General features: G+C 41.4%; 24 protein-coding genes and 2 tRNA genes. 25 read left to right on the forward strand and 1 reads right to left on the reverse strand.

Features of this window, described 5'->3' with window-relative positions; genetic code table 11:
- From B3S93_RS09810 to B3S93_RS09825, 4 genes are all read left to right on the forward strand, one after another.
- Positions 1 to 635, forward strand: a 635-nt coding sequence (locus tag B3S93_RS09810) for a TOPRIM nucleotidyl transferase/hydrolase domain-containing protein (protein WP_289285360.1), incomplete at its 5' end; no start/stop codon positions are given.
- Between the two features lie 105 nt (positions 636 to 740).
- On the forward strand, positions 741 to 1,124 hold the full coding sequence (locus tag B3S93_RS09815) for a DUF6173 family protein (protein ID WP_289285362.1): 384 nt from the start codon (positions 741 to 743) through the stop codon (positions 1,122 to 1,124).
- Between the two features lie 257 nt (positions 1,125 to 1,381).
- Complete coding sequence (locus tag B3S93_RS09820) at positions 1,382 to 2,248, forward strand: acetate/propionate family kinase (protein ID WP_292401630.1); 867 nt, start codon at positions 1,382 to 1,384, stop codon at positions 2,246 to 2,248.
- Between the two features lie 13 nt (positions 2,249 to 2,261).
- Positions 2,262 to 4,643, forward strand: coding sequence for a phosphoketolase family protein (locus tag B3S93_RS09825; RefSeq protein WP_292748717.1), 2,382 nt, complete (start codon positions 2,262 to 2,264; stop codon positions 4,641 to 4,643).
- 59 nt (positions 4,644 to 4,702) lie between these two features.
- On the opposite strand, the gene folD is transcribed toward B3S93_RS09825, so the two are convergent.
- A complete protein-coding gene (folD, locus tag B3S93_RS09830) occupies positions 4,703 to 5,557 on the reverse strand; it encodes a bifunctional methylenetetrahydrofolate dehydrogenase/methenyltetrahydrofolate cyclohydrolase FolD (RefSeq protein ID WP_292357934.1) in 855 nt (284 codons plus the stop codon).
- 141 nt (positions 5,558 to 5,698) lie between these two features.
- Here folD and B3S93_RS09835 point away from each other — a divergent pair.
- The 21 genes from B3S93_RS09835 (at position 5,699) to B3S93_RS09935 (ending at position 26,071) form a co-directional block, all read left to right on the forward strand.
- Positions 5,699 to 5,775, forward strand: a tRNA-Pro gene (locus B3S93_RS09835).
- Positions 5,776 to 5,814: 39 nt separating this feature from the next.
- Positions 5,815 to 5,891, forward strand: a tRNA-Arg gene (locus B3S93_RS09840).
- A gap of 125 nt (positions 5,892 to 6,016) precedes the next feature.
- Positions 6,017 to 7,087: a dTDP-glucose 4,6-dehydratase gene (gene rfbB, locus B3S93_RS09845; protein ID WP_292401637.1), complete on the forward strand. Its 1,071-nt coding sequence runs from the start codon at positions 6,017 to 6,019 to the stop codon at positions 7,085 to 7,087.
- On the forward strand, positions 7,084 to 7,965 hold the full coding sequence (rfbA, locus tag B3S93_RS09850) for a glucose-1-phosphate thymidylyltransferase RfbA (protein WP_292401639.1): 882 nt from the start codon (positions 7,084 to 7,086) through the stop codon (positions 7,963 to 7,965). Before rfbB ends, rfbA begins: the two co-directional genes overlap by 4 nt.
- Entirely contained in the window at positions 7,965 to 8,510 is a 546-nt protein-coding gene (gene rfbC, locus B3S93_RS09855; RefSeq protein WP_292401642.1) for a dTDP-4-dehydrorhamnose 3,5-epimerase, read from the forward strand. The genes rfbA and rfbC overlap by 1 nt, the downstream gene beginning before the upstream one ends.
- A complete protein-coding gene (gene rfbD, locus B3S93_RS09860; protein WP_292401644.1) occupies positions 8,511 to 9,383 on the forward strand; it encodes a dTDP-4-dehydrorhamnose reductase in 873 nt (290 codons plus the stop codon).
- A 46-nt stretch (positions 9,384 to 9,429) separates the two neighbouring features.
- A complete protein-coding gene (locus B3S93_RS09865; RefSeq protein ID WP_292401648.1) occupies positions 9,430 to 11,367 on the forward strand; it encodes a polysaccharide biosynthesis protein in 1,938 nt (645 codons plus the stop codon).
- Between the two features lie 35 nt (positions 11,368 to 11,402).
- On the forward strand, positions 11,403 to 12,581 hold the full coding sequence (locus tag B3S93_RS09870; RefSeq protein WP_292401651.1) for a nucleotide sugar dehydrogenase: 1,179 nt from the start codon (positions 11,403 to 11,405) through the stop codon (positions 12,579 to 12,581).
- A 114-nt stretch (positions 12,582 to 12,695) separates the two neighbouring features.
- A complete protein-coding gene (gene glmS / locus B3S93_RS09875) occupies positions 12,696 to 14,600 on the forward strand; it encodes a glutamine--fructose-6-phosphate transaminase (isomerizing) (protein WP_292401654.1) in 1,905 nt (634 codons plus the stop codon).
- Between the two features lie 40 nt (positions 14,601 to 14,640).
- Positions 14,641 to 15,726, forward strand: a complete 1,086-nt coding sequence (gene gmd, locus B3S93_RS09880) for a GDP-mannose 4,6-dehydratase (RefSeq protein ID WP_292401659.1) — start codon at positions 14,641 to 14,643, stop codon at positions 15,724 to 15,726.
- Positions 15,719 to 16,774 carry a GDP-L-fucose synthase family protein gene (locus B3S93_RS09885; RefSeq protein ID WP_292401662.1) on the forward strand — a complete coding sequence of 352 codons (1,056 nt, stop codon included), beginning with the start codon at positions 15,719 to 15,721 and terminating at the stop codon, positions 16,772 to 16,774. Before gmd ends, B3S93_RS09885 begins: the two co-directional genes overlap by 8 nt.
- A gap of 100 nt (positions 16,775 to 16,874) precedes the next feature.
- Positions 16,875 to 18,374, forward strand: a complete 1,500-nt coding sequence (locus tag B3S93_RS09890) for a lipopolysaccharide biosynthesis protein (protein WP_292401666.1) — start codon at positions 16,875 to 16,877, stop codon at positions 18,372 to 18,374.
- Between the two features lie 20 nt (positions 18,375 to 18,394).
- Positions 18,395 to 19,297, forward strand: a complete 903-nt coding sequence (locus B3S93_RS09895) for an FkbM family methyltransferase (RefSeq protein WP_292401669.1) — start codon at positions 18,395 to 18,397, stop codon at positions 19,295 to 19,297.
- A 4-nt stretch (positions 19,298 to 19,301) separates the two neighbouring features.
- Entirely contained in the window at positions 19,302 to 20,162 is an 861-nt protein-coding gene (locus tag B3S93_RS09900; protein ID WP_292401672.1) for a class I SAM-dependent methyltransferase, read from the forward strand.
- Positions 20,163 to 20,190: 28 nt separating this feature from the next.
- Positions 20,191 to 21,147: a class I SAM-dependent methyltransferase gene (locus B3S93_RS09905; protein WP_292401675.1), complete on the forward strand. Its 957-nt coding sequence runs from the start codon at positions 20,191 to 20,193 to the stop codon at positions 21,145 to 21,147.
- Complete coding sequence (locus B3S93_RS09910; RefSeq protein WP_292401678.1) at positions 21,144 to 21,968, forward strand: glycosyltransferase family 2 protein; 825 nt, start codon at positions 21,144 to 21,146, stop codon at positions 21,966 to 21,968. Before B3S93_RS09905 ends, B3S93_RS09910 begins: the two co-directional genes overlap by 4 nt.
- A gap of 24 nt (positions 21,969 to 21,992) precedes the next feature.
- Positions 21,993 to 22,889, forward strand: a complete 897-nt coding sequence (locus tag B3S93_RS09915) for a glycosyltransferase (protein ID WP_292401680.1) — start codon at positions 21,993 to 21,995, stop codon at positions 22,887 to 22,889.
- Positions 22,890 to 22,952: 63 nt separating this feature from the next.
- A complete protein-coding gene (locus B3S93_RS09920) occupies positions 22,953 to 23,726 on the forward strand; it encodes a methyltransferase domain-containing protein (RefSeq protein WP_292401683.1) in 774 nt (257 codons plus the stop codon).
- Positions 23,705 to 24,292 carry an acyltransferase gene (locus B3S93_RS09925; RefSeq protein ID WP_292401686.1) on the forward strand — a complete coding sequence of 196 codons (588 nt, stop codon included), beginning with the start codon at positions 23,705 to 23,707 and terminating at the stop codon, positions 24,290 to 24,292. Before B3S93_RS09920 ends, B3S93_RS09925 begins: the two co-directional genes overlap by 22 nt.
- Positions 24,282 to 25,136, forward strand: coding sequence for a class I SAM-dependent methyltransferase (locus tag B3S93_RS09930; RefSeq protein WP_292401689.1), 855 nt, complete (start codon positions 24,282 to 24,284; stop codon positions 25,134 to 25,136). The genes B3S93_RS09925 and B3S93_RS09930 overlap by 11 nt, the downstream gene beginning before the upstream one ends.
- Positions 25,136 to 26,071: an NAD-dependent epimerase/dehydratase family protein gene (locus B3S93_RS09935; RefSeq protein ID WP_292401693.1), complete on the forward strand. Its 936-nt coding sequence runs from the start codon at positions 25,136 to 25,138 to the stop codon at positions 26,069 to 26,071. Before B3S93_RS09930 ends, B3S93_RS09935 begins: the two co-directional genes overlap by 1 nt.
- The last annotated feature ends 50 nt before the right edge of the window (positions 26,072 to 26,121 follow it).

Consider the following 26,121-nt stretch of genomic DNA (forward strand, 5'->3'; position numbering starts at 1 on the left):
AGGCAAAATCCCTAGGACCCCTTATTGGTAAGAATTGCGTTCTAGTTGAGGGGCCATCAGACGTAGTTTATCTTCAAGTTATGTCGCAGGCACTTCAGTCTAGAAATAGAGAATATTTGGATCCGCGATGGGCTATTTGCCCTACAGGTGGGCTGGATAAGGTCTCATCATTTGCCTCGTTATTTGCCGGTAACAACCTCAACATAGTTGCTCTGTGTGATTACGGGAAGGGAGACAAGTCAAAGATAGAACGATTGCGGCAGAGTCAAATACTGACGACGGAGAAGGTCCTCACAGCAGCTGATTTTACCGATAAATCCGAAAGCGACATCGAGGATCTTTTCGCTCCAGGGTTCTATTGCAACCTTGTCAATTTAGCCCTTAACTTAAACAAGAAACAACAAATCTCGCCAAAGTCTGTCGCTGATGCAGAACCAAATACTGAGCGTCTAGTCAAGCAGGTAGAAGCAGCGTGTCGAACACTGCCTCCAGAAACCCCTGAGTTCGGACACTTTATTCCTGCAGATTGGTTACTACGACATCCAGACCTTCTTGATGGTGATACACCAGAGATTAATGAATCTTTGGATCGTTTTGAAGCTGCTTTCAAGGCGATCAACCAATTCTTGAGTTAGGTCAGGTGTTACCCCGATTCTACGGACGGTTTAAAAACGGCTACAAACTTAACATCGTGCCTTTGGCTCTATTTCATAAGCGCACATGCTGCAAAGGACAAATTAATGGATATGGAAGATTTGCCCCCCCGAATTACACCCGCACACTTTATGCCTTTTAAAGATCAGAATTTAGCAGATGAATTCCACCGTCGCTTGATAGAGTGGATAAATGATTTTCACCGATCGTTAGATGATAAGCATGAGGTTGGAGCTAGGTTGGTCAACTTCGGCCAGTCTGTAACATTCCATATTGAAGATATTGGGTACTGGAATCCTTCGCTAATTTCATTCAAAGGAAAGAACGAGAATGGAGAACCTGTAGAGCTAGTTCAGCATATTTCTCAGATCAGTATTTTGCTTATAGCTTTGAAGAGAGAGAATATAGAACAGCCCAAAAGACCTATTGGTTTCATGAGTTGGGAAGAATACGACGAAACGAAGTCATAACAAGCCAATACAGTCCTACGCTAACACTTCGGCTAATGAAACAGTGCGTCATATAGGCAAATCTCATTTAAGCGTTACCCAGTCTGGATTTAGCTCTTAATAATTTAACTCAGGCCGTGTACTTAGATATTTTCATATTGACTAGTTTCTCATCACGTCTAGACATCTGATTTAAGCCAATCAGGACAGAGTTCCAACCAACCATGTTGTTTATTTTGAATAGTTTTCTGACCTTAATTCCAACCTAAACATTAAGTATGGTGAATTATATATATGGAGTTATAAAGCATGATTTCCAACCCTGTTTTGCAAATAGCCAATTAATTGAAGCATTTGACCAGCATTTCCCACAGTTAAAACAAATGGTTTGTTTTGATACTGAATTTCATCAGAATCTGCCAACAGTTGCCAAATTACTCCCCATTCCCCGTCAGTATTATGAAAAAGGTATTTATCGATACGGATTTCATGGCCTGTCATACCGATATTTAATGCAGGTGTTACAACAGCAAAATGCTAAAAAAGCGAATCACGACAGGATAATTTTGGCGCATCTGGGCAATGGTGCCAGCATGACAGCTGTCACAAATGGGCAATCTATTGATACCACAATGGCGATGACGCCAGCAGCGGGCCTGGTAATGGGGACTCGCAGTGGTGATCTTGATCCGGGTTTATTTGGTGTTCTTAACCGAAGTGAAAGCATGAATGCTGAACAGTTTGAAACAATGATTAATCAGCAATCTGGTTTGCTGGGGATTTCAACCACTACCAGTGATATGCAGCAGCTATTGGAAAAACGGTCGACTGACCCAAATGCCGAAGATGCCATAAACGTGTTTTGCTATCAGGCCAGAAAGCAGATTGGTGCTTATGCTGCTGCTTTAGGCGGTTTGGATACCTTGGTATTTTCTGGAGGGATTGGTGAAAACGTAGCGGAAATCCGGACACAGATTTGTCAGCAACTGGCATTTATCGGCATTGAACTGAATAACGAATTAAATCAGCAAAATGCTCTGTGCATTTCAACATCACAAAGCAAAGTTACTGTCTGGATCATCCCGACAAACGAGGAATTAATGATTGCGCAATCGATGTGCGATCTATTGAACCTGAATCATTAAGGGGAAAAGCAAAATGACATTTGAACCATCAAATACATTACAACCACTGGATCAGGACTTACTGGATAAAATGCATGCCTACTGGCGCGCCGCAAATTATTTGTCAGTGGGACAAATATATCTGTATGACAACCCATTGTTAAAACAACTTCTTCAGGCAAAACACATCAAACCACGGCTGTTGGGACATTGGGGCACCACACCCGGACTCAACTTTATATATGTGCATTTAAACCGGGTTATCAAAAAACGTGATCTTAATATGATCTACATTGCTGGGCCTGGTCATGGTGGACCGGCGTTGGTTGCTAATACCTATCTGGAAGGTACTTATAGTGAAACCTATCCGGACATATCCGAGGATGAAGCCGGCTTAAAACGTTTGTTCAAACAATTTTCCTTTCCGGGTGGCGTACCCAGTCATGTTGCTCCGGAAACCCCGGGCTCAATTCATGAAGGTGGAGAATTGGGTTATGCCTTATCTCATGCCTATGGTGCGGCATTTGATAACCCAGATTTAGTTGTGGCCTGTGTGGTCGGTGATGGTGAAGCGGAAACGGGTGCGTTAGCCACCAGCTGGCATTCCAATAAATTTTTGAACCCTGAACATGATGGTGCGGTATTACCGATATTGCATCTCAATGGTTACAAAATTGCCAGTCCGACAGTGCTGGCACGTATCCCCAATGATGAGCTGGAAGCCTTGTTTTATGGTTACGGTTATACGCCTTATTTTGTCGAAGGCGATGATCCAAAGCAGATGCATCAACTGATGGCGGCAACATTGGATAAAGCCATGGAACAAATCCGTCATATCCAGAATGATGCGCGTGAACATGGTGTACATTTACGTCCCCGCTGGCCAATGATTATTTTACGTTCGCCAAAAGGTTGGACAGGTCCAGAAGAAGTCGATGGCAAAAAAACCGAAGGCACATTCCGCTCTCATCAGGTGCCCATGGGCGATATGGATAAGGAAGGACATGTCGAAATCCTTAATAAATGGCTGAAAAGCTATAAGCCGGAAGAGCTATTTGATGATGGCGGCAAGCTCAAAGCGGAACTGGCAGCCTTGGCGCCTGAGGGTGATCGACGGATGGGCGCAAATCCACATGCAAATGGTGGCCAGCTACTGCAGGATCTAGCTTTACCAGATTTTCGTGACTATGCCATAGAAGTCAAAAAGCCCGGAGGCACGAAAGGCGAAGCTACCAGGGTAATGGGTAAATTTCTGCGCGATGTGATGCAACAGAATCTTGATGCCAAGAACTTCCGCTTGTTCAGTCCCGATGAAAATAACTCCAATCGTTGGCAGGATGTGCTTGATGTCACTGGCAGAACCTGGATGGGGGAAATGATTCCGGGTGATGAGAAACTGTCCAAAGATGGCAGAGTGATGGAAATGCTCAGTGAGCATCAGTGTCAGGGCTGGCTGGAAGGTTATTTATTGACAGGGCGACATGGCTTTTTCTCCTGTTATGAAGCGTTTATTCATATCATCGACTCGATGTTCAATCAGCATGCCAAATGGCTGAAAATCTGTAATCAGATCCCATGGCGTAAACCTGTTGCCTCATTAAACTATCTATTGTCATCACATGTATGGCGTCAGGATCACAATGGCTTTTCGCATCAGGATCCCGGCTTTATTGATCATGTAGTGAATAAAAAAGCCGAAGTGGTACGTGTGTATCTGCCGCCTGATGCCAATACACTGTTATCCGTTACTGATCACTGCCTGCGCAGTCGTAACTATGTAAACGTGGTTGTGGCCGGTAAACAATCTTCTCCACAATGGCTGGATATGGAGTCGGCAGTAAAACATTGCACCGCTGGTGTAGGTGTCTGGCAATGGGCCAGTAATGATAATGGCAACGAACCGGATCTGGTGATGGCTTGTTGTGGTGATGTACCGACGATGGAAACACTGGCTGCAGTAAAATTACTGAATATGTTTTTACCGGAGCTGAAAGTCAGGGTGATTAATGTGGTGGATCTGATGAAATTACAATCACCCAGTGAACATCCTCATGGTCTTGAAGAAGATGAATTTGATGCATTATTTACTAAAGATAAACCGGTTATTTTTGCCTACCATGGTTATCCAATGCTGATTCACCGGTTAACTTATCGCCGCACCAATCATAAAAATCTGCATGTCCATGGCTTCAAAGAGGAGGGGACCACCACCACGCCATTTGATATGGCAGTTATTAATGGTCTGGATCGTTTTCACCTACTGGAAAATGCCGTCAAACATTTAACAGAGCTGCCCGATGATAAAGTGTCAGAAATCGAGTTATTTATTCAACAGAAGCTCGCAGAACATGATGACTATATTCGGGAGCATGGACAGGATTTACCGGAGATCCGTGATTGGCAATGGAATGGTTAGATTGGGTTTTACAGTTTGCCCCTCCAGTGTTGGAGGGGCATCAGGACTGGCCTCAGCTGTTATTGATGTAACTGATCGGCAGCAAATAATGTGTTTTCGAGCAATGTAGCCACAGTCATAGGACCGACACCACCCGGAACAGGTGTAATCCAGGCTGCTTTTTCGCTGGCTTTATCAAACTCAACGTCGCCTGTTAACTTCCCGTTTTCCAGTCGGTTAATACCCACATCAATCACTACGGCATCTTCGCGGATCCAGTCACCCGGAATAAAGTTGGGTTTGCCTACCGCGACAACCAACACTTCTGCACGACGAACATGGGATTCCAAATCTTTTGTCATACGATGACAAACGGTAGTCGTGCATCCAGCCAGTAACAGTTCAAGTCCCATTGGACGACCCACTATATTGGAAGCCCCAACGACTACTGCTTCTTTACCTCTAAGATCAATTCCAACAGATTGCATCATGGTAATCACACCTTTCGGTGTGCATGGACGTAAAAGTGGATTACGTTGAGCCAAGCGACCGATGTTATAAGGATGAAAACCATCCACATCTTTGTGCGGTGCAATATGTTCAATAATGACATCAGTATTGAAATGTGCTGGCAAAGGCAGTTGCACCAGAATGCCATCAATCTCATCGTCTTCATTCAGCTGTGTAATCAGGTCTAGCAGTTCTTGTTCTGTAGTGGTTTCAGGTAAATCAAATGATTCGGACTTGAAGCCCACCTCTTCACAACTACGACGCTTGCTACCCACATAGACTTGGGACGCCGGATTGTCGCCAATCAGGACTACAGCAAGTCCAGGCCGGCGTTTTCCGGTAGCGAGACGCATTTGGGTTGCTGCTTTGATTTTCTGTTTTAGCTCGGCAGCAATTGTTTTTCCGTCGATGATTTGAGCAGTCATTCTGTGGGTTCCGGCCTTTCAAAAGCGGCTATGATCGCACGTTGCGTTAGCCACGGCAAAAAATATAAATGTGCTGTTGACTCGCTATCGGCATCAGCGTATTATTTCGCCTTCTTCGAGGATGTCTGTCCTTGGATAAGTCGGGGCATAGCGCAGTCTGGTAGCGCATCTGGTTTGGGACCAGAGGGTCGGGAGTTCGAATCTCTCTGCCCCGACCACTTTATTGACTGCTTAATTATCCTCACTTAGTTATTAATGCGCCCGTAGCTCATCTGGATAGAGCATCGGCCTTCTAAGCCGAGGGTAGCAGGTTCGAGTCCTGCCGGGCGTACCATCTCTCTCTATTTCAAAATCTGCGACAAACTTTCAAGTTGATTTTTAGCCCTTGTCGGTGCTAACTTTCACGTGACCAAGGACGGCATATCTGAATTTCTCAAATTGAAAAGTGAACTCAGCAACGTGAATAAAAATACCCTGCTCGTAACTGGCGGTGCCGGTTTTATCGGCTCTGCATTGATTCGTCAATTAATTACCGAAACCGACATCACCGTTATTAACATCGATAAACTGACCTATGCTGGCAATCTCGAATCACTAACCGAGATTGATGCTTCGCCAAACTATTATTTTGAACAAGCTGATATCTGTGATGCTGAGGCAATGGATAGAATATTCACCCAATATAAACCCAGTGCCATGATGCATCTTGCTGCCGAATCGCATGTTGATCGTTCGATAGATGGCCCCGCAGATTTTGTGCAAACCAATGTGGTTGGTACATATATTTTGCTTGAGGCGGCCAGAAAATACTGGAAATCATTATCCGCTGATGATGCCGGGAAGTTCCGCTTTCATCATATTTCAACTGATGAAGTCTATGGCACATTAGGCGAAACGGGTCTGTTTACTGAAACAACTCCTTACCAGCCCAATTCACCATACTCTGCCACCAAAGCTGGCAGTGACCATTTGGTTCGTGCCTGGCACCATACATATGGTTTGCCAGTGTTAATGACTAACTGTTCCAATAACTACGGGCCGTATCAGTTCCCCGAAAAATTGATTCCAGTAGTAATTAACAATGCGCTTGCTGGTAAACCATTGCCTATTTACGGTAAAGGCGAAAATATCCGTGATTGGTTATATGTAGATGATCATGCAAGAGCCTTAAGACTGGTGCTGGCGGAAGGCAAGTTATGCGAAAGCTATAATGTCGGAGGTTTTAATGAACATACCAATCTGGAAGTGGTACAACTGATTTGTCAGATTCTGGATGAACTATTGCCTGATTCACCCCATCGGCCACATAAAAATTTAATCGAATTTGTTACGGATCGTCCTGGTCATGATGCGCGTTATGCCATTGATGCCAGCAAAATTGAACGGGAACTGGGCTGGAAACCTCAGGAAACATTTGCCACGGGGTTACGTAAAACAGTGCAGTGGTATCTGGATAATCGCCAATGGTGTGAAAACGTGATGGATGGTAGTTATCAGCAACAAAGACTTGGACTGGGAGATAATAAATGAGTCGTAAGGGAATCGTACTGGCAGGGGGAAGCGGCACACGGTTATATCCAGTAACCCAATCCATCTGTAAACAACTGCTGCCGGTGTATGACAAACCGATGATTTATTATCCGCTGGCCACCATGATGCTGGCTGGTATGCGGGACATCTGTATTATTTCCACCCCTCAAGACACGCCACGCCTTGAACAGTTACTCGGAGATGGCAGTAAGTGGGGTTTGAATCTACAGTATATTGTTCAGGATAAACCGGAAGGTATAGCCCAGGCTTTTACTCTTGGCGCTGATTTTATCGGAGATGATGATTGCGCTTTAGTACTGGGTGATAATGTCTATTACGGTCATGATTTGGCCGATATGATGCGAGATGCTGATAACAATAAAGAAGGTGCGACCGTTTTTGCCTACCCGGTGAGTGACCCTGAACGTTATGGCGTCGTAGCGTTTGACGAAAACGGTAAAGCATTAAGTATCGAAGAAAAACCGACTAAACCTAAATCGCGCTATGCCATCACAGGTTTATACTTTTATGATAATCAGGTCGTTGAGATTGCCCGCAATCTCAAACCTTCCGCTCGTGGTGAACTTGAGATTACTGATGTGAATCAGGCTTATCTGGATAACGGCAAGCTTAATGTACAGGTAATGGGCCGTGGTATGGCCTGGCTGGATACCGGAACCCATGATTCCTTATTGGATGCTTCAATGTTCATTCAAACCCTTGAGCAACGGCAGGGGTTAAAAGTGATGTGTCCCGAAGAGATTGCCTACCGCATGGGGTATATTGATGCTGAACAACTGGAACAATTGGCACAGCCATTATTGAAAAGTGGTTATGGTAAATATTTGTTAAATATCATAAATGAGACAATTTACTAATGTTAGTCACCGAGACCAATATTCCTGACGTTAAATTACTGACACCCAAAAAGTTTGGTGATGAACGCGGTTTTTTTCTGGAAAGTTATAACAAAAAAACCTTTCAGGATTTACTCGGTTTGGATATTGATTTTGTGCAGGATAATCACTCGCGTTCAGCGAAAGGCGTGTTACGTGGTTTGCATTATCAAATCAAGCAACCACAAGGAAAATTGGTTCGGGTAACAGCAGGAAAAGTGTTTGATGTAGCCGTTGATATGCGTCGTGATTCACCGACATATGGTCAATGGACCGGAGCGGTTTTAACTGCTGAGGGTCAGGAACAGTTCTGGGTGCCCGCCGGGTTTGCCCATGGTTTTCTGGTGTTAAGCGACAGTGCCGATTTTCTCTATAAAACAACCGATTATTACGCACCTGAATATGAAAGAACGGTAGCCTGGGATGATGCTGATCTGGCAATTGACTGGCCGTTAGAGGACATAACACCGGTTTTGTCTACTAAAGATCAACAAGGTACCCCGTTTAAACTGGCTGAGGCCTTTTAAGTGAAAATATTACTGATTGGCGGACAGGGACAGGTTGGTTTTCAATTACAGCGTAGTCTTGCCTGCCTGGGCGAATTACACACTACGACAAGACAATCACTGGATTTGGCGGATATAACCGCAATTCGTGAGACGATTCATGCTGTTCAGCCGGATCTGATTGTAAATGCTGCGGCCTATACTGCAGTAGATAAAGCCGAACAGGAAACTAAATTAGCCCAAAAAATTAATGCTATTGCCCCGGCTGTGATGGCTGAAGAAGCCAACAATTTATCGGTTCCCATGGTGCATTTTTCAACGGATTATGTGTTTGACGGCAGTAAGGCTTCGCCCTGGGTAGAGACCGATGCTACCGGTCCATTAAGCCATTATGGTCTGACAAAACTGGAAGGGGAGCAGGCAATTGTTGCCACTGGATGTGATCATCTGATTTTCAGGACCAGCTGGGTATATGATCGGCGAGGTCATAACTTTTTGAATACAATGTTAAGACTGGCTGAAGAACGTGAGCAATTGAATATTGTAGATGATCAGATTGGTACTCCAACGTGGAGTAGACATATTGCTGATGTCACTGCTCAAGCATTGGCTCAGGCACATAATGATGATGCATTTTGGAAGCAAAATAGTGGTGTTTATCATTTAAGCGCAGCAGGTCAAACCAGTTGGAAAGGATTTGCCGAGGCTATCTTTCAGATAGCAGAAGCTGATGGTCGACGTGTTCCAGAAGTAACCGGCATACCCACGGCAGAATATCCTACCCCTGCCAAGCGACCATTAAATTCCTGCATGGATAATACAAAATTAAAACGCCATTTTGGTCTGCAGTTACCTGATTGGCAGGTAAGCTTACAATGGGTTTTACAGTCATAAATACTCAGTTCAGATTTGCCAGTACGAAAAATCGAGGAAAAGGTCAGTGATACAAACCACGTATAACAAATTAATGCAGTGGTTTTTAAGCCGTCCGCGAACCACTAAACGCATACTGAGTATTTTCATCGACTACATCGTGGTGATGCTGGTGTTATGGATGGCATTTTCGTTGCGACTTAGTACGCTGTATCAACCGCCAGTTTCCCAGTTATGGTTATTTTTTCTCGCGCCATTTATTGCGATACCGATTTTTATTAAATTGGGATTATATCGGGCAATTGTTCGATATATTGGTCTTGATGCCCTGTGGACAATTTTTAAGGCAATTGGCCTGTTTACCGTCATTTTTGCCACTGTTGTCGTATTATCTGGACCATATGCCGGCTTAGTACCCAGAACAATTTATATTATCAATGCGCTATTACTATTTTTGGCAGTAGGTGGACTGCGTTTATATGCACGCTGGTTGTTTATCACCACAACCCGCAGTCCATTGGCAGAGTTGGATAACAAACGATATATTCCTCCCGTTTTAATATATGGGGCCGGACGAGCAGGGGCTCAACTGTCAGCATTATTGAAAATGGGACGGCAATTACGTCCAGTTGCGTTTATTGATGATGACCCTACGCTGTATCGCCAGCAAATTAACGGGTTGACTGTATATCGTCCTCGTGATCTGGTGAAACTGATTGATAAATTTCATGTACGTGATGTGCTATTGGCCATGCCATCAGCTTCCAGAAGTCGGCGAAGTGAAATTCTGCGTTCTCTCGAGGAATTACCCGTACATATCCGTACCTTGCCAGATCTTACCGATATCGCCGAAGGTAAATTGGAAGTTTCAGATATTCAGGAAGTGGATATTGCAGATTTACTGGGTAGAGAAGCCGTTGCCCCTGATCCGCAATTATTAACAGCGAATATCACCGGTAAATGCGTCATGGTCACCGGTGCCGGTGGTTCGATTGGCTCCGAGTTAACACGGCAAATCATCAAACTCAAACCCAGCCGATTGTTATTGTTCGAAATCAGTGAATTTGCGTTATATCAAATCGAACAGGAGCTCTGTAATTTGGAGAGCGGAGTAGAAGTAATTGCTTTACTGGGCTCGGTTGTTGATCGGATTCGTTTGACATCAATCTGTCAGCATTTTGCGGTACAAACTATTTACCATGCCGCAGCGTATAAACATGTGCCAATGGTTGAAAAAAATGTGGGTGAAGGAATCCGTAACAATGTTTTCGGTACATTACATTGTGCCCAGGCCGCCATTGCGGCAAACGTTGAAACATTTGTGTTGATTTCTACGGACAAAGCTGTCAGACCTACCAATACCATGGGAGCCAGCAAACGGATGGCCGAGCTGGTTTTGCAGGCTTTGGCAGAAACCTCTATTACCCGATTTACAATGGTAAGATTTGGTAATGTACTGGGTTCATCCGGTTCAGTTGTGCCATTATTTCGTGAACAGATAGCCAAGGGTGGCCCTGTTACGGTTACGGATTCGCAAATCATTCGCTATTTTATGACCATTCCCGAAGCTGCCGAACTGGTAATACAAGCTGGTGCAATGGGGCAGGGAGGTGATGTGTTTGTGTTGGATATGGGGTCAGCAGTAAAAATTGTTGATCTGGCAACACGAATGATTCATCTCAGTGGCTTTACGGTTAAGAATTCTGAAAATCCCAACGGTGATATTGAAATTACCTTTACCGGCCTGCGTCCTGGCGAAAAGTTATTTGAAGAGCTGCTAATTGGTGAAAATGTCAGCCAAACGGCACACCAGAAAATTATGCGAGCCGAAGAGCGGGTGATTGCCTGGCAGGATTTACAGTTAATTCTGACTGATTTACAGCATGCTGTCAGCGTTGCAGATTATGAGCAGGTCCGGGTACTGCTCAGCAAATATGTAGATGGATTTATGCCCCAATGCGGGATTGAGGACTGGCTGAGCAATAAAGCGGTTATCAATCAGTAATATCCACGAGTTTTATAACTTTTAAGAGACGTATTATGGAAAAAACACTCAATATTGCAGTTGCTGGAACAGGTTATGTTGGCTTATCACTGGCCGTTTTGCTGGCTCAGCATCATCATGTAACTGCTTTGGACATCGTCCCTGAAAAAGTTGATCTGATTAACGCTAAAAAATCACCCATTGTTGATAAAGAAATCGAAGATTTTCTGGCCAATAAACCGCTCAATCTAAATGCCACAACGGATAAGCAAAAAGCTTATGAAAAAGCTGATTTTGTCATTATTGCTACGCCAACTGATTACGATACGGTAACGAATACCTTTAATACCAATTCAGTTGAAGCGGTTATTCAGGATGTGCTGGCGATAAATCCATCAGCTGTTATGGTAATAAAATCAACTATTCCGGTGGGTTACACTCAAACTGTTCGAGCCAAATTTAGCACAGATAAAATTTTCTTTTCGCCTGAGTTTTTACGCGAAGGTAAAGCGTTATATGACAATCTATATCCTTCACGCATTGTCGTAGGGGAACAGAGCGATCGTGCACGTTTGTTTGCTGATTTACTGTTGCAAGGCGCAGTTAAGAAAGATGTGCCCGTGTTATTTACTGATCCTACCGAAGCCGAAGCGATCAAATTATTTTCCAATACCTATCTGGCGATGCGGGTCGCGTATTTTAATGAACTCGACAGTTATGCTGAAACACATAACCTGAACAGCCGACAAATCATTGAAGGGGTTGGTTTGGATCCTCGCATTGGAGATCACTACAATAATCCTTCGTTTGGTTATGGTGGGTACTGCCTGCCAAAAGATACCAGACAACTGTTGGCCAATTATGACACTGTGCCCAATAGCTTGATTAGGGCTATTGTGGATGCCAATACCACCCGCAAAGACTTTATTGCCGAACAGATTATTAAGAAAAATCCTCTAGTTGTGGGCATTTATCGACTGGTCATGAAACAGGGGTCAGATAACTTCAGAGCTTCAGCTATACAAGGCATTATGAAACGTATTAAGGCAAAGGGTATAGAAGTTATCGTTTATGAACCGGTGTTGGAAGAAGCCGAGTTTTTCCGTTCAAAAGTAGTCAATGACTTGGCAGCATTCAAACAACAATCTTCTCTTATTATTGCCAATCGCATTACTGATGATATTCAGGATGTAAAAGAAAAGATTTATACCCGCGATTTATTTGGCCAGGATTAATCCCTTTTGTCTGAAAGACTCAACAGCTAATACGTTTTATTGATGATAGAAGAGCATTATTTATAAGGTTGCTGATGTATAATCCTTTTTTGCTTATTTGGAGGACAGCAATCAGTGTGTGGAATAGTCGGTGGTATTGCTGAGCGAAATGTAGCGCCAATCTTGATGGAAGGGCTACGCCGGCTGGAGTATCGAGGCTACGACTCTTCCGGTGTTGCGCTTATGGATGCTGACGCCAATATTCATCGGGTTCGTTCGCTTGGTAAAATTAAGCAGCTTGAAGCCAAGATCGATGGCGAAAACAGCAGTTTTTCCGGTCAAATGGGCATCGCCCATACTCGCTGGGCCACTCATGGGATCCCCTCCGAAAATAATGCCCATCCCCATATATGCAATCACCGTGTTGCTGTTGTCCACAATGGCATCATTGAAAACTATCAGGTTTTAAAACAGCTACAGACAAACCAGGGGTATCGTTTCACCTCTGAAACCGATACAGAAGTGGTCGCCCACTCCATTTATCAATATTTATACGGTGATGCTTCTCCAACTGCCAGCCGCAATAATCTTTCCCTGTTTGACGCCGTGGTGGAAGCTATTAAAGATTTTGAAGGGGCTTATGCGCTTGGTGTTATTGCCACCGATGAGCCGAATACCCTCATAGCTGCCCGCAAAGGCAGCCCATTAGTGATTGGAATTGGGATCGGTGAGCATTTTATTGCTTCTGATGTATCTGCCTTACTACCCGTTACCCAGAACTTCATTTTTCTGGAAGATGGCGATGTTGCTAAACTGACACGCGAGAGCATTGAAATTTACAGCTCCGTAACCGGTGAGAAAGTTGACCGCCCGATCAAACAATCTTCGCTAAATATCACTGCGGTAGAGCTGGGCGAGCATCGTCATTACATGCACAAAGAGATCTTCGAACAGCCACAAGCTGTAATTGACACTCTTGAGGGACGAGTAACGCAGGAACAGGTGCTGGTTTCTACTTTTGGTCCCGGCGCCGAATCCATTTTCAAAAGTATTGAACGGCTGCATATTATTGCCTGCGGTACCAGTTATCATGCGGGCATGGTGGCAAAATACTGGGCTGAAGATATTGTTCGTCTTCCTTGCCAAGTTGAAGTGGCCAGTGAGTTTCGTTATCGAAATCCAGTCATCGAAGATAACACGCTTTTTGTCACCATCAGCCAGTCGGGCGAAACGGCCGACACCTTGGCTGCATTACAGCAAATTAAAGCCTATGCTGTAGATTGTCCTGATTCCTACGCGGTAAAAAATATTCAAACTTTATCCATTTGCAATGTGGCAGAAAGCAGTCTGACCCGTGAAGCTGATCTTTGTTATCTCACCCATGCCGGCCCGGAAATCGGTGTTGCTTCCACCAAGTCTTTTACCACACAGTTAGTGGCACTAGCCTTATTGCTCACCTGTATTGGCAAAGTCAAAAAACGTATTACACGAGAACGTGAGAAACACATTACTCAAGGCCTGCAAAAATTACCCAATCTGATCCAGAATGCGTTGATGCATGAACAGGAGATTCAGGATATTGCTCAGGCTTTTGCAGATAAACAGCATGCACTCTTTTTGGGTCGAGGTACGATGTATCCAATAGCGTTGGAAGGGGCTTTAAAACTTAAAGAAATAAGCTACATTCATGCTGAAGCTTATCCTGCAGGTGAGCTTAAACATGGTCCGTTGGCACTAATTGATGAAAATATGCCGGTAATCGCTATTGCTCCTCTGGACGATTTGCTGGAAAAGCTCAAATCCAATCTTCATGAAGTAAAAGCCCGTGGTGGTCAGATGATTGTGTTTGAAGATGAGCGTTCAGATATCAGTTCTGAGTCGGGTTTTAAGGTTATTAAAGCGACCACGAATGTAGGCCGCATTACCGCCCCGATAACCTACAACATCTTGCTGCAGCTGTTAAGTTACCACGTTGCTTTAATAAAAGGCACAGATGTTGATCAACCACGTAATCTAGCGAAGTCTGTTACTGTCGAATAAATTAATCTAGTAAACAAATAAAAAATAAGCAGAGATTTAAATGGAAAAAGTTGCATTAATAACTGGTATCACTGGTCAGGATGGTGCTTATCTAGCGGAGCTGTTGTTAGAAAAAGGCTACATTGTGCACGGCATAAAGCGACGAGCTTCGTTGTTTAATACTGACCGCGTTGATCATCTGTATCAGGATCCTCATGTCGATAATAAAAATTTCATTCTGCACTATGGTGACTTGACTGATTCAACTAATTTGATTCGTATTATCCAGCAAGTTCAGCCCGATGAAATCTATAATCTGGCCGCAATGAGTCATGTTGCGGTCAGTTTTGAAACCCCGGAATACACAGCGAATGCCGATGGTATTGGCACGCTGCGAATTCTTGAAGCGATTCGAATATTGGGGCTCGAAAAGAAAACCAAATTTTATCAGGCTTCCACTTCTGAGCTATACGGGTTAGTACAGGAAACCCCTCAGAAAGAAACGACACCTTTCTATCCACGTAGTCCTTACGCAGTTGCCAAATTGTATGGTTATTGGATCACAGTAAACTATCGCGAAGCGTATGGCATCTATGCCTGTAATGGCATCTTGTTTAATCATGAAAGTCCAATCCGGGGAGAAACCTTTGTCACCCGAAAAATCACTCGCGCATTAGCCCGTATCAAGCTTGGATTACAGGATTGCTTGTATCTGGGAAACCTTGATGCGTTACGCGACTGGGGACACGCCAAAGATTATGTTGAGATGCAATGGTTAATGTTACAACAAGATAAGCCAGAAGATTTTGTAATTGCTACAGGCGTGCAATACAGCGTTCGTGATTTCGTCAATACCGCAGCGAAAGAACTGGGTATTTCTATTCGCTGGGAAGGGGAAGGCATTGATGAAAAGGGCTATGACGCTGAAGGAAAATCTATTGTTCAGGTTGACCCGCGTTATTTCCGTCCAACAGAGGTCGAAACTTTATTAGGCGACCCATCTAAAGCAAAAGAAAAACTTGGCTGGACACCTAAAATTAGTTTTGAAGAATTAGTAGCAGAGATGGTACTTGAAGATTATAAATCTGCCCAACGTGACGAATTAGTCAAAAAACATGGTTTTACCGCATATGACTACCATGAATAATTCAGACAAAATCTATGTTGCTGGTCATCGTGGTTTAGTCGGTTCAGCACTTGTTCGAAACCTTGAGGATAAGGGGTACAGTAATATACTCAAAAGAACCCATACCGAATTAGATTTAACTGATGAAAAAGCAGTAGCAGAATTCTTCAAGACTGAAAAACCAGACTATGTGTTTCTTGCTGCAGCAAAAGTAGGTGGTATCCACGCTAACAATACTTATCCAGCTGAATTTATTCGAGACAACTTAGCCATTCAGAATAATGTAATACATCATGCGTACCTAAATAATGTAAAGCGCTTACTGTTCTTGGGATCGAGCTGCATTTATCCTAAAAATGCACCGCAGCCATTGAAAGAAGAATATTTATTAACAGGACCTCTTGAAGAAACCAATCGACCTTATGCATTGGCAAAAATTGCCGGCATTGAGATGTGCTGGAGTTATAATCGCCAATATGGAACGCAATATCTTGCAGCCATGCCAACCAATCTTTATGGGCCTGGCGATAATTATGATTTAAATAATTCACATGTTTTACCGGCGCTTATCCGTAAATTTCATTTGGCTAAATTGGCTGGCGAAGGCGATGAAAACGCAATCCTGCAAGATGAACAAAAATATGGAAAATTGCCTGAACCTTACAGAACAGAAATATTAACAGCTTGTGAAAAACAACAAACTCCAGCAGTTATGATTTGGGGGACAGGCACACCAAAGCGTGAGTTTATGCACAATGAGGATATGGCTGATGCCTGTGTACACTTGATGAATCTTGATGATAAACAGTATCAGCCGTTATTAGGTACCAACCGTAATGATGGTGTAGCACCTGTTGTAAATATAGGTGTGGGTGAAGACATAACGATTAAAAAATTAGCAGAAATGATCAAAGAAACTATTGGATTTAAAGGTGAGATTGAGTTTGATGTTTCTAAACCCGATGGTACTTTGCGGAAGCTTTTAAGTGTTGATCTTGCAAAGGAGCTAGGCTGCCAGTGCGGGACGAGTTTGCATCAAGGTGTTACTGATGCTTACTCCAAATATTAATACTTAATCAAATTTAAAAGTATAAATTTTTTGAAACTCTTCAATCTCAATTTAATACCTGCCCACACAATCAATTTCTTGTGCAAAAAAAGTAATCTTGATGCCTAGTTTATTTAGCAATGCATCATGGGGGGCTTTCTCAGCTGGGATAAGACTCATATTCGGTATGGCAAACCTATTCCTAGCGATCAAGATTGTGGGAGCGGCCTTTTATGGTTATTTTGCTCTGATGCTTGCGGTATCAGCTATTTACCTGACCTTTGTAAATAGTATTCACACAATTGTAGTGACACATGCTGCAGATTTGAAAATACAAAAAGACTCAAATCAACATCTGTTAAAGCTATTTTCTGCAGTATGGTTATTTACTGTGTTTGCAAGCTTTTTCTTCATGCTATTAGTCATCCTTTTTGGCTCTGATTTTATTGAAAGCTTTGTATATTTTGGAAATGATATAGAGCTTATTAATGATTTGAACAGAGCGTTGTTATTTGTTCTTATTCTTTTAATTTCGCAAATGGTGAATGCGGCAAATATTGCAGTAATCGAAAGTCTTGGGCGTTTTGATTTGGCTGCAAGAACACAAATGTTTGGTCCCATATTAGCTTTTCTAATTTTTTTGTTTGTATTTTTTGAGGCTGAACAGCTAACTATTTCCAGTATGGTACTAATCTTTGTTTCAGGATTACTACTTGATACTTACTTTTCAACATATTTTCGAATAAAAATGGGGTTTGTATCAGCGTATTTACCACAAAAAAACATAGTGAAAATATTGCCAAATTTAATGAAAGAAGGTCTGTCGCTGCAAGGTTCAAGGCTTGTAGTGGTATTCGTCGATCCGTTGAATAAATACTTGTTAAATATATTTGTAGGCTCTGCAAGTGTTACCGTTTATGAAGTGGTAATGAAGGTTATAACAGGTATACAAGGTTTATTTGGAGGCGCTTTTCGTACATTCCTTCAACTTACTAATGAAATGCGGCTTAATTCAGGACAAGAATATATAAAATCTCTACGTTTTGGTTTGATTCCAGCATCTTTAATGCATGCAATTGCCGGTGTACTTATAGTTTTTCTTACCCACTTCTGGCTTAATGAAGATACGGAAAATCTACCAGAACTCTTATTCTTAATGATTCCAGCTAGTATGGTGATAATTTTCATTGCGCCTTTGTATTTTGCCTTAATTGGCATGCGCGACCTAGCGTTTATATTTAGAATGAACCTAACATTAGCAATATTTAATATTATTGGATCTATTGTGTTTATCCCTATTATAGGTGTCATGGGATGTGCTGTCGGATTTACGGCCGCAATAATTTACAATGCTGTTATGGAATACCTAAGATACCTCAAAAAGGTCGGTACTATTCCTGAGCTGAATCAAGAGATGAGGGCTCTTATCCCGAGACTTTTATTAACATTATTTTTAAGCACACTATCACTAATTTCTTACATTCAATTTAGAGATGATTTGATGCTTGTAATTACCCAAAGCATAATTCTGCTGTTTCTTTTGATATTACTTTTTAGAGAGCCTTTGACAACGAAAATGCTAAAAAAAATAGCATCATCGTTGACTACTAAATTAACTTGATTCCAAACCAGGAAATAAAATTGATTAATAAACAAAAAATTGTGACTAATTTAGTCAAGCTTTATCGAAAATTGCCTTATAAGCTCATGAGCGGATTATTGAAAAACTCCTATTACAAATTTCTTAGATCTGACATTCAAAATAGAACTGTAATAAAAAATGTTGATGGAATCAACTACGAGCTAGATTTAACAGAAGTCATAGATTCCGCAATTTACTTTAATCAAAGTAGGGAACCGGATACTACTAAAGCACTTAAGCTCCTTTGTAAGCCTGGAATGATTGTCATTGATATTGGGGCAAACGTAGGAAGTCACACTTTACCTCTTGCAAATTCAGTGGGTGACAAAGGTAAAGTCTATGCAATTGAGCCAGTGCCATGGGCGCTAGATAAACTCAGAAAAAATTTGGCATTAAATCATTTCTCAAATGTCCTGATACATCCAATTGCGCTAAGTGATTACACGGATGAAAATGCGGAGTTTTCATTAAGAGCTAGCTTCAAAACAACATCCGAAAATCCGGTTAATGAAAATGGTGGTCTTAGTGAAAGTTGGTGGAGTGCATGCGAAAAGGTCAGTGTCAAAGTCGATACGTTGGATAACTTTATCGTAAAAGAAAACATTCCACATGTGGATGTGATTAAGCTTGATGTTGATGGTTTTGAGGTAAAAGTTCTTAAGGGTGCTGAAAGAATACTGCAGAGTTTTAAGCCAATCATTTTGATGGAGCTCGCTCCAAGTTGGCTTAAAGAAAAAGGAGATAGTATTGAAGAACTTTTATCTTACTTAATAAAATGTGGTTACAAATTTTATGATGAGACAACCTTTTTGGAAGTTCCAGAAATCCTAAATAGTGTAAGCAAAATAAAATCCGACTCAGGTATTAATGTGATTGCTTCTGCAACAGAACTAAAAAAATAATATCATGAAAGTTTCAAATGACTTTGTTTACCAATTCTGTCCCTTTTGCGGAAACGAAATAATTGAAAAAGTTGGTGAAATTGAATATGGGAAACCTGTATTGTTTTCGTCAAACACTATTGAACTTCTCTATCCAGCCTTTTTGATGAAATGTAAACATTGTAGGTCTGGTTTTACTCAATATGCTGTCCAAAATATAGATTTGATTGATCTTTACTCAAATTCAAATAGTGGTAATCGATGGTCAAATGCAGTGTTGGAAAAAAATAAATCATCAGAGATTATTAACGTACTTTATTCGTATATTTCAAGAAACTCCAAGATTGTCGATGTAGGTTGTAATACCGGTGAGCTTTTAGATTTTGCAAAAGCCTTAGGTGCAAAAACAATTGGAATCGAACTTTCTAAAAAAAGCAGAGAAACCTTAAAGCAAAAGGAGCATGAAAGTTATGAGAGTCTGGAGCATCTTGATAATCAATCAATAGATGTAATTACTGCATTTGATTTGATTGAGCACTTACATTATCCAAATGAATTTATAAATTTGTGTAGAAAAAAATTGAAAGATTCAGGTAGCCTCATACTTTTGACTGGTAATATAAATTCAATATCTGCTGTTATATCTGGTTCTAAATGGTGGTATTGCAGTTATCCGGAGCACATATCATTTGTTTCAAAAAAATATCTATCAAATATTGAAGGCTTTAAGCTTGACTTAGCTCTTCCAACATATGCCTCTAAATCATACAGGCGGAATTTCCTAAGAATAATCATTAGCTTGTTGATTAAATATCCTTTTGGAAAATATCGTGGTTTACCTTCTATGGGACCAGATCATTTCCTTTACGTACTTACAAAAACATAATTTATCGAAATTTAACTAATGGAAAAATATGGATTGCCTTGTTTGTCAACATGCTGAAACTATAGAAAAACACCTGCTTTATGATGATCGGTATGGTCATAAGGGATTATTTGAGCTTTTGCAATGTAAAAACTGTGAGCATCAATTCTTAAAAACTGCTCCGAAAATCAATGAGCTTGGGGATTTGTACACAGATTTCTATCCTAGAAAATCATTTAATCCCGATAACTTCAGAGCATACAAGGCAGGTGGGAAATTATACAACTGGCTTGTCGGTGGCAGAGCGTCTGCATGTCAGTCTGTTGAACCAAACTCTAAAGTTTTGGATATCGGCTGTGGCTATGGTGAAACGTTAGCGTACCTTCAAAATGAAAAGTCATGTGACGTTTACGGAGTCGATGCTGACCGTAATGTTGAGATCATTGCAGAAAAGTATGGTTTTAAAATTCACGTGGGTATATTTGACTCATCCCTTTACGCATCTAATTTCTTTGATTTTGTGACAATGAATCAGGTCATAGAGCATGTTCCAGATATACATGAAACTTTCAACATGATATCCGAGGTGCTCAAACCTGGGGGAAGATGCGTGCTGAGTACACCTAATGCCAATGGATGGGGAAGTCGGCTGTTTAGAAAAAAATGGCTGAATTGGCATACACCTTACCATCAACATTTTTTGTCAATTGACTCGGTGCATCTTTTAGGTGAAAGGTATGGTTTTACTGTTGAGAGTATTGAAACTATAACTCGTTCTGAATGGTTTATGTATCAATTACTTCATGTAATCCACTATCCAAAACAAGGTGTACCATCAGCATTTTGGGCTTCTTTTGCTGTTAAATCTACCCGTAGTAAGAAGTTTCTACAGAGGGTTATTCTCGCAACTTGGTTCTTGTGTATTCCTCAGTTGATTACACGTCTCTTTGATTCAATTGGTATTGGCGATAATTACCTTATTATTTTGAAAAAGAAGCAGCTGTGAAAAATTATCTAAAAACCTATCCAAAAATCACTGTAATAACCCCAAGCTTTAATCAAGCCGAATTTCTTGAGCGGACGATTAAATCCGTTTTGGATCAAAACTATCCTAATTTAGAATACATCATTATGGATGGTGGCTCTACTGATGGTAGTGTTGAAATTATTCAGAAGTATGAGAAATACCTCAAGTTTTGGGCTAGTGAAAAGGATAATGGGCAATCTCACGCAATTAATAAGGGATTGAAAATTGCAACGGGAGAATGGGTTTCCTGGCAGAACTCAGATGATATTTACTACCCTGGTGCATTCAAATCTGCTGCAGTGGCCGCTCAAACGCATCCAGAAGTCGGACTTATTATAGGGGACGTGAACCTTATTGATGAAAAGGATAGGTTGATTAGGGATATGCATTACGTAACGCCAACTTACGAGGCAATGGTGGCCGAGGGTATGGTTCTCTCCAATCAAGCCGCATTCTGGCGCAGGGATATGCATGATGCGTTAGGTATGATGGATGAGTCTTTGCATTTGGGATTTGATTTTGACTGGTTTTTACGATTAACAAAACACACAAAGGCAATTAGTGTTAACCAATGCCTTGGTGCTTTTAGAATACATGGTTTGGCAAAAACACAGAAAATGCCGGTTCAGAACTTAGAAATTCACCATATGATTCGTTCACGCCATCACGCTTTTATGCCTGAATGGAAAAAAAAGTTTTATAAAATAAAACGTTTCCTGCAGTTAGTTGCTCGTGGGGATTTAAAATATGTAACTCGTGGTATTTTGCATCGCCTTAAAGGTGGCGGTAATGTTTATTAGACTTTTATATTGCAACTTCCACTCATGAATGCATACGCTCCAATAGTCTTGTTTGTTTACAACCGACCAGAACATACTCTTAGAACTGTAACTTCGTTATTAAAAAATCCTGAAGCCGCAAGGTCTGATTTATTTGTTTTTTCGGATGCAGCTAAGGACAAAAGTGCTGAAGAAGCCGTTAAGCAAGTAAGAGAATACATTCGTCAAATTTCCGGTTTTAAAGCCGTCACGGTTAATGAGCGGGAAAGTAACTGGGGCCTGGCAAATTCTGTCATTGATGGTGTAACCCGCATATGTAATGAATTCGGCAAGGTTGTTGTCTTGGAAGATGATTTGCATGTTTCACCGCATTTTCTGGCATATATGAACGCAGGATTGGAGAGATATGTGCACGATGAACAAGTCATGCAGATATCTGGTTATATGTTTCCTGTCGAAATTCAAATAAAAGAAGATGCTTTGTTTCTGCCTATGACAACCTCTTGGGGCTGGGCAACATGGCAAAGCTCATGGGAAAAATTTGATAAAACAGCCAGTGGTTATAAAACTATTAAAAATGATCCTGATCTAAAAAAGCAGTTTGATTTGGATGGACGCTATCCATACTTTAAAATGCTAGAAGCACAAAAAAAAGATAAGGTTGATTCATGGGCAATACGTTGGTACTTGAGTGTTTTTAAAGAAAAAGGACTGGTGTTATACCCTAGAAAAAGTTTAGTGGAAAACTCAGGGTTTGATGGTAGTGGTGTAAATTGCGTTGCTACTGGTTTTGATGATACGCCTATAGATACTAAATTTGAGGTAAAAACGTTTCCTGCTAATAGTGTGACATCTCCCTTTTTTAGTGAACTTATTGAAAAGCTTCCCAAGCCAAAATTCAGTATTAAAGCGTTTCTAAGTCGATTAATAAAGCTCTTCTAAGGTATAAAAATGCGAAAGTTTATAAAAAAAATATATCATTCAACTTGCAGTTGGATGTATCCAATGTTTGGAAAAAAACCTTGGAAACTAGGCTACGTTCCGTACAAATTTTCAAATATTAGGAGGGCCATCCTTGATCCTCATCTGGATATAACAAAATTACCTATTGGATACGGCTTTAGGCTTGATGAAAGGATTGTTGAATATCTGTGGTTTTTCCAGTCATTGCCAAATTCAGAAGGAAGAATCCTTGATGCTGGCTCGATTCTCAACTATTCGTTTCTTCTCGATCACCATAAACTTCAGAATAAGAATCTATTTATATCAACTTTGGCACCAGAGCAAGATGCTTTCTGGAATAAAGGGATTTCATACATCTATGAAGATTTAAGAAACACTTGCTTTAGAAATGATTATTTTGATTGGATCACCAGTCTTTCGACAGTAGAACATATAGGACTGGATAATACGATGTTGTATACCAGTGATGAAGCAAAGCGTGAGAGTGATGGAGAGGGTTATCTTGCTGCAATAAAAGAGTTTCATCGAATTCTCAAACCAGGTGGAAAATTGTTCCTCAGCGTACCATTCGGTGAGCATAAAGTGCGTGGCTGGTTTCAGATATTTAATGGTGAAATGGTGGATAGTATCAAGACAACTTTTTCTCCTACGGAAATAAAAGAAAACTATTTTCAGTACCAAGGAAGCGGTTGGGTAAATTCTTCACGAGAACTTGCCAGTAATGCTACTTATTTTGATATCCACACCGAGAAAGATTACGGCAATGACTATGCTGCCGCTTCACGTGCAATCGTATGTTTAGAACTTACAAAATAGCTTTTAAAGCGTTTATCAGAAAGCTTCTACAGTTTAGAGGATTCACTGGAGCAGCCAGTGCTGTGCTTTACCCTTCTGCAAAAATTATTAACATACCAGGAAAATCAGAATTAATTTCAATTAGTTCAAATAGTCATATTCTGGGTGAACTTTTGGTGTTTGCTCATGGAGGAAAAATTGTTGTTGGAAAGGATTGTTATGTGGGAGAAGGTTCTAAGATTTGGTCGGCTGGCCATATCACCATCGGTAACAGAGTATTGATTTCACACAATGTCAATATTTTTGATAGTCATACTCACCCAATACGCGCCTCAGAAAGGCATGAGCAGTTCATGAATATTGCAAGTGTTGGTCATCCATCTTCAATAGACCTTAATGAGTCTCCAATTTTGATAGCTGATGATGTTTGGATTGGTGCAATGGCAACCATTTTAAAGGGTGTAACCGTTGGCGAAGGTGCTATCGTCGGGGCTGCGGCTGTGGTGACTAAAGATGTGCCACCATGGACTATTGTTGCTGGCAACCCAGCCAAAATAATCAGAGAGTTAGGACCCGATGAACGATAAAAACTTTGTCTCCTGGGAGGCTGCAGTTTCATGGTTAATGAATCAGCCTGATAAACAGCAATTAGTTCGGGATTGTTACTATGATCCATCCGTCCAGCAAGCTGTGGAGAGATATTATAATAGCCCGGAGTGGCAAGCTATAAGCCGGTATGTTCCAGATTCAAAAGGTTTTGCAATGGACCTTGGGGCAGGGCGTGGGATTGCCAGTTATGCTTTAGCTCGTGATGGCTGGCAGGTAGCCGCATTAGAACCAGATAGTAGTGAGCTTGTTGGTGCTGGAGCAATCAAAACTCTTGCTATGGATAATAACTTGCCTATATCTGTCTCTCAGGAATTTGGCGAGAGAATTAATTTTGAATCAAATACATTTGGGCTGGTTTTTGCCCGACAAGTTTTGCACCATGCAAATGATCTTGAACAGTTATGTGCAGAATTATTTCGTGTTTTAGAGCCTGGCGGCAGTTTAATAGCTGTTAGAGACCATGTAATTTCATCAAAAAAAGATTTAGCTGCGTTTTTTGATGTGCATCCTTTACATTCATTGTATGGTGGTGAGAATGCCTACACATCTCAAGAGTATCTTGCAGCCCTGAAAAAAGCCGGGTTTGAGGTCAAACACGTTCTCCGTTCTTTCGATAGTGTTATTAATTTCGCCCCTTACACAGAAGCATCGCTGAAAGCTGAAATACAACAGAGGATCAGTAAAATACCAGTGTTTGGCAATCTATCACGCATCCTTAATATTGATATTTTTTATCGTAGTCTGCTTCGTTATCTCTCTTTTGTAGATAGGCGACCTGGCAGGTTATATTCATTTGTCTGCTTCAAGCCCGAGGAGCAGTAATGACTACAGTTTGGATTACAGGTGGGAAGGGATTTATAGGTCGTAATCTTGCCAAATTTATCGCGAAGCAAAATACAAAAGTTTACGGAATTGGACATGGGTTTTGGACGGATGATGATTATAGAGCTTGGGGCTTTAGTCATTGGCTAAATGCAGAAATAGACTTTGCAGGAATGAGTCAGCTGGTTGCTGATTTTGGAAAACCAGATGTTGTTTTTCATCTCGCTGGTGGTTCAGCTGTTGGCCCATCAATACAAAATCCTTACGAAGATTTTCAACGAACAGTAGATACAACGGCTCGTCTTTTGGAATGGGTAAGACAGAATTCTCCGGCGAGTCGAGTAATAGGTGTATCTAGCGCCGCGGTATATGGTTCGGCCTTCAATGGCCCCATTAGTGAAGGTGATAACGGTAAGCCCTTTTCTCCCTATGGTTTCCATAAATGGATGCTTGAATCACTTTTCAGTTCTTATCGTGATAGCTTTGGTTTAGATGTTACTGTTACCAGATTCTTTTCTGTTTATGGACCGGGGTTGGAGAAACAGCTCTTGTGGGATATATGCCAAAAAATTGAAAAGTCTAAATCAACTGATATAACGTTAAATGGGACTGGAAACGAAATTCGTGATTGGTTACATATTTCCGATGCAACGCAGTTACTTTGGTTATTGGTGCATAAATCATCAAATGAATTTACTGTGGTCAATGGCGGGACAGGGATCGGAACCTCCATAGCTGAAATCGCTTCTATGGTTTGTGAGCAATGGGGACAAAATCATAAGGTTAAGTTCAATGGCATTTCTCGTAAAGGTGACCCTAAAAGTTTAGTTGGTGATATTTCGCTTGCAAATGAATTGGGTTTCTCGCCCAGGATATCATTACAGCAAGGCATATCTGAAGTAGTGGCCTGGTACAAAGCGAGAAAATTGACTTGAAACATCGTGTAGCATTTACGCTAATAGGTGGGAACGCGTGGATGGGGGGG

Origin of the sequence: Methylophaga sp. UBA3613, from assembly GCF_002375415.1 — a bacterium.
Classification (GTDB): Bacteria; Pseudomonadota; Gammaproteobacteria; order Nitrosococcales; family Methylophagaceae; genus Methylophaga.

Bases quoted from the DNA above. Each gene is read 5' to 3' on its own strand.
- B3S93_RS09885 (WP_292401662.1), top strand. From the start codon at position 15,719: ATGAATAATTCAGACAAAATCTATGTTGCTGGTCATCGTGGTTTAGTC.
- B3S93_RS09930 (WP_292401689.1), top strand. From the start codon at position 24,282: ATGAACGATAAAAACTTTGTCTCCTGGGAGGCTGCAGTTTCATGGTTA.
- B3S93_RS09820 (WP_292401630.1), top strand. From the start codon at position 1,382: ATGGTGAATTATATATATGGAGTTATAAAGCATGATTTCCAACCCTGT.
- rfbA (WP_292401639.1), top strand. From the start codon at position 7,084: ATGAGTCGTAAGGGAATCGTACTGGCAGGGGGAAGCGGCACACGGTTA.
- rfbC (WP_292401642.1), top strand. From the start codon at position 7,965: ATGTTAGTCACCGAGACCAATATTCCTGACGTTAAATTACTGACACCC.
- B3S93_RS09870 (WP_292401651.1), top strand. From the start codon at position 11,403: ATGGAAAAAACACTCAATATTGCAGTTGCTGGAACAGGTTATGTTGGC.
- B3S93_RS09920 (WP_292401683.1), top strand. From the start codon at position 22,953: ATGTTTGGAAAAAAACCTTGGAAACTAGGCTACGTTCCGTACAAATTT.
- B3S93_RS09825 (WP_292748717.1), top strand. From the start codon at position 2,262: ATGACATTTGAACCATCAAATACATTACAACCACTGGATCAGGACTTA.
- B3S93_RS09815 (WP_289285362.1), top strand. From the start codon at position 741: ATGGATATGGAAGATTTGCCCCCCCGAATTACACCCGCACACTTTATG.
- B3S93_RS09890 (WP_292401666.1), top strand. From the start codon at position 16,875: ATGCCTAGTTTATTTAGCAATGCATCATGGGGGGCTTTCTCAGCTGGG.
- B3S93_RS09925 (WP_292401686.1), top strand. From the start codon at position 23,705: ATGTTTAGAACTTACAAAATAGCTTTTAAAGCGTTTATCAGAAAGCTT.
- B3S93_RS09915 (WP_292401680.1), top strand. From the start codon at position 21,993: ATGAATGCATACGCTCCAATAGTCTTGTTTGTTTACAACCGACCAGAA.
- B3S93_RS09905 (WP_292401675.1), top strand. From the start codon at position 20,191: ATGGATTGCCTTGTTTGTCAACATGCTGAAACTATAGAAAAACACCTG.
- B3S93_RS09900 (WP_292401672.1), top strand. From the start codon at position 19,302: ATGAAAGTTTCAAATGACTTTGTTTACCAATTCTGTCCCTTTTGCGGA.
- B3S93_RS09935 (WP_292401693.1), top strand. From the start codon at position 25,136: ATGACTACAGTTTGGATTACAGGTGGGAAGGGATTTATAGGTCGTAAT.
- folD (WP_292357934.1), bottom strand. From the start codon at position 5,557: ATGACTGCTCAAATCATCGACGGAAAAACAATTGCTGCCGAGCTAAAA.
- gmd (WP_292401659.1), top strand. From the start codon at position 14,641: ATGGAAAAAGTTGCATTAATAACTGGTATCACTGGTCAGGATGGTGCT.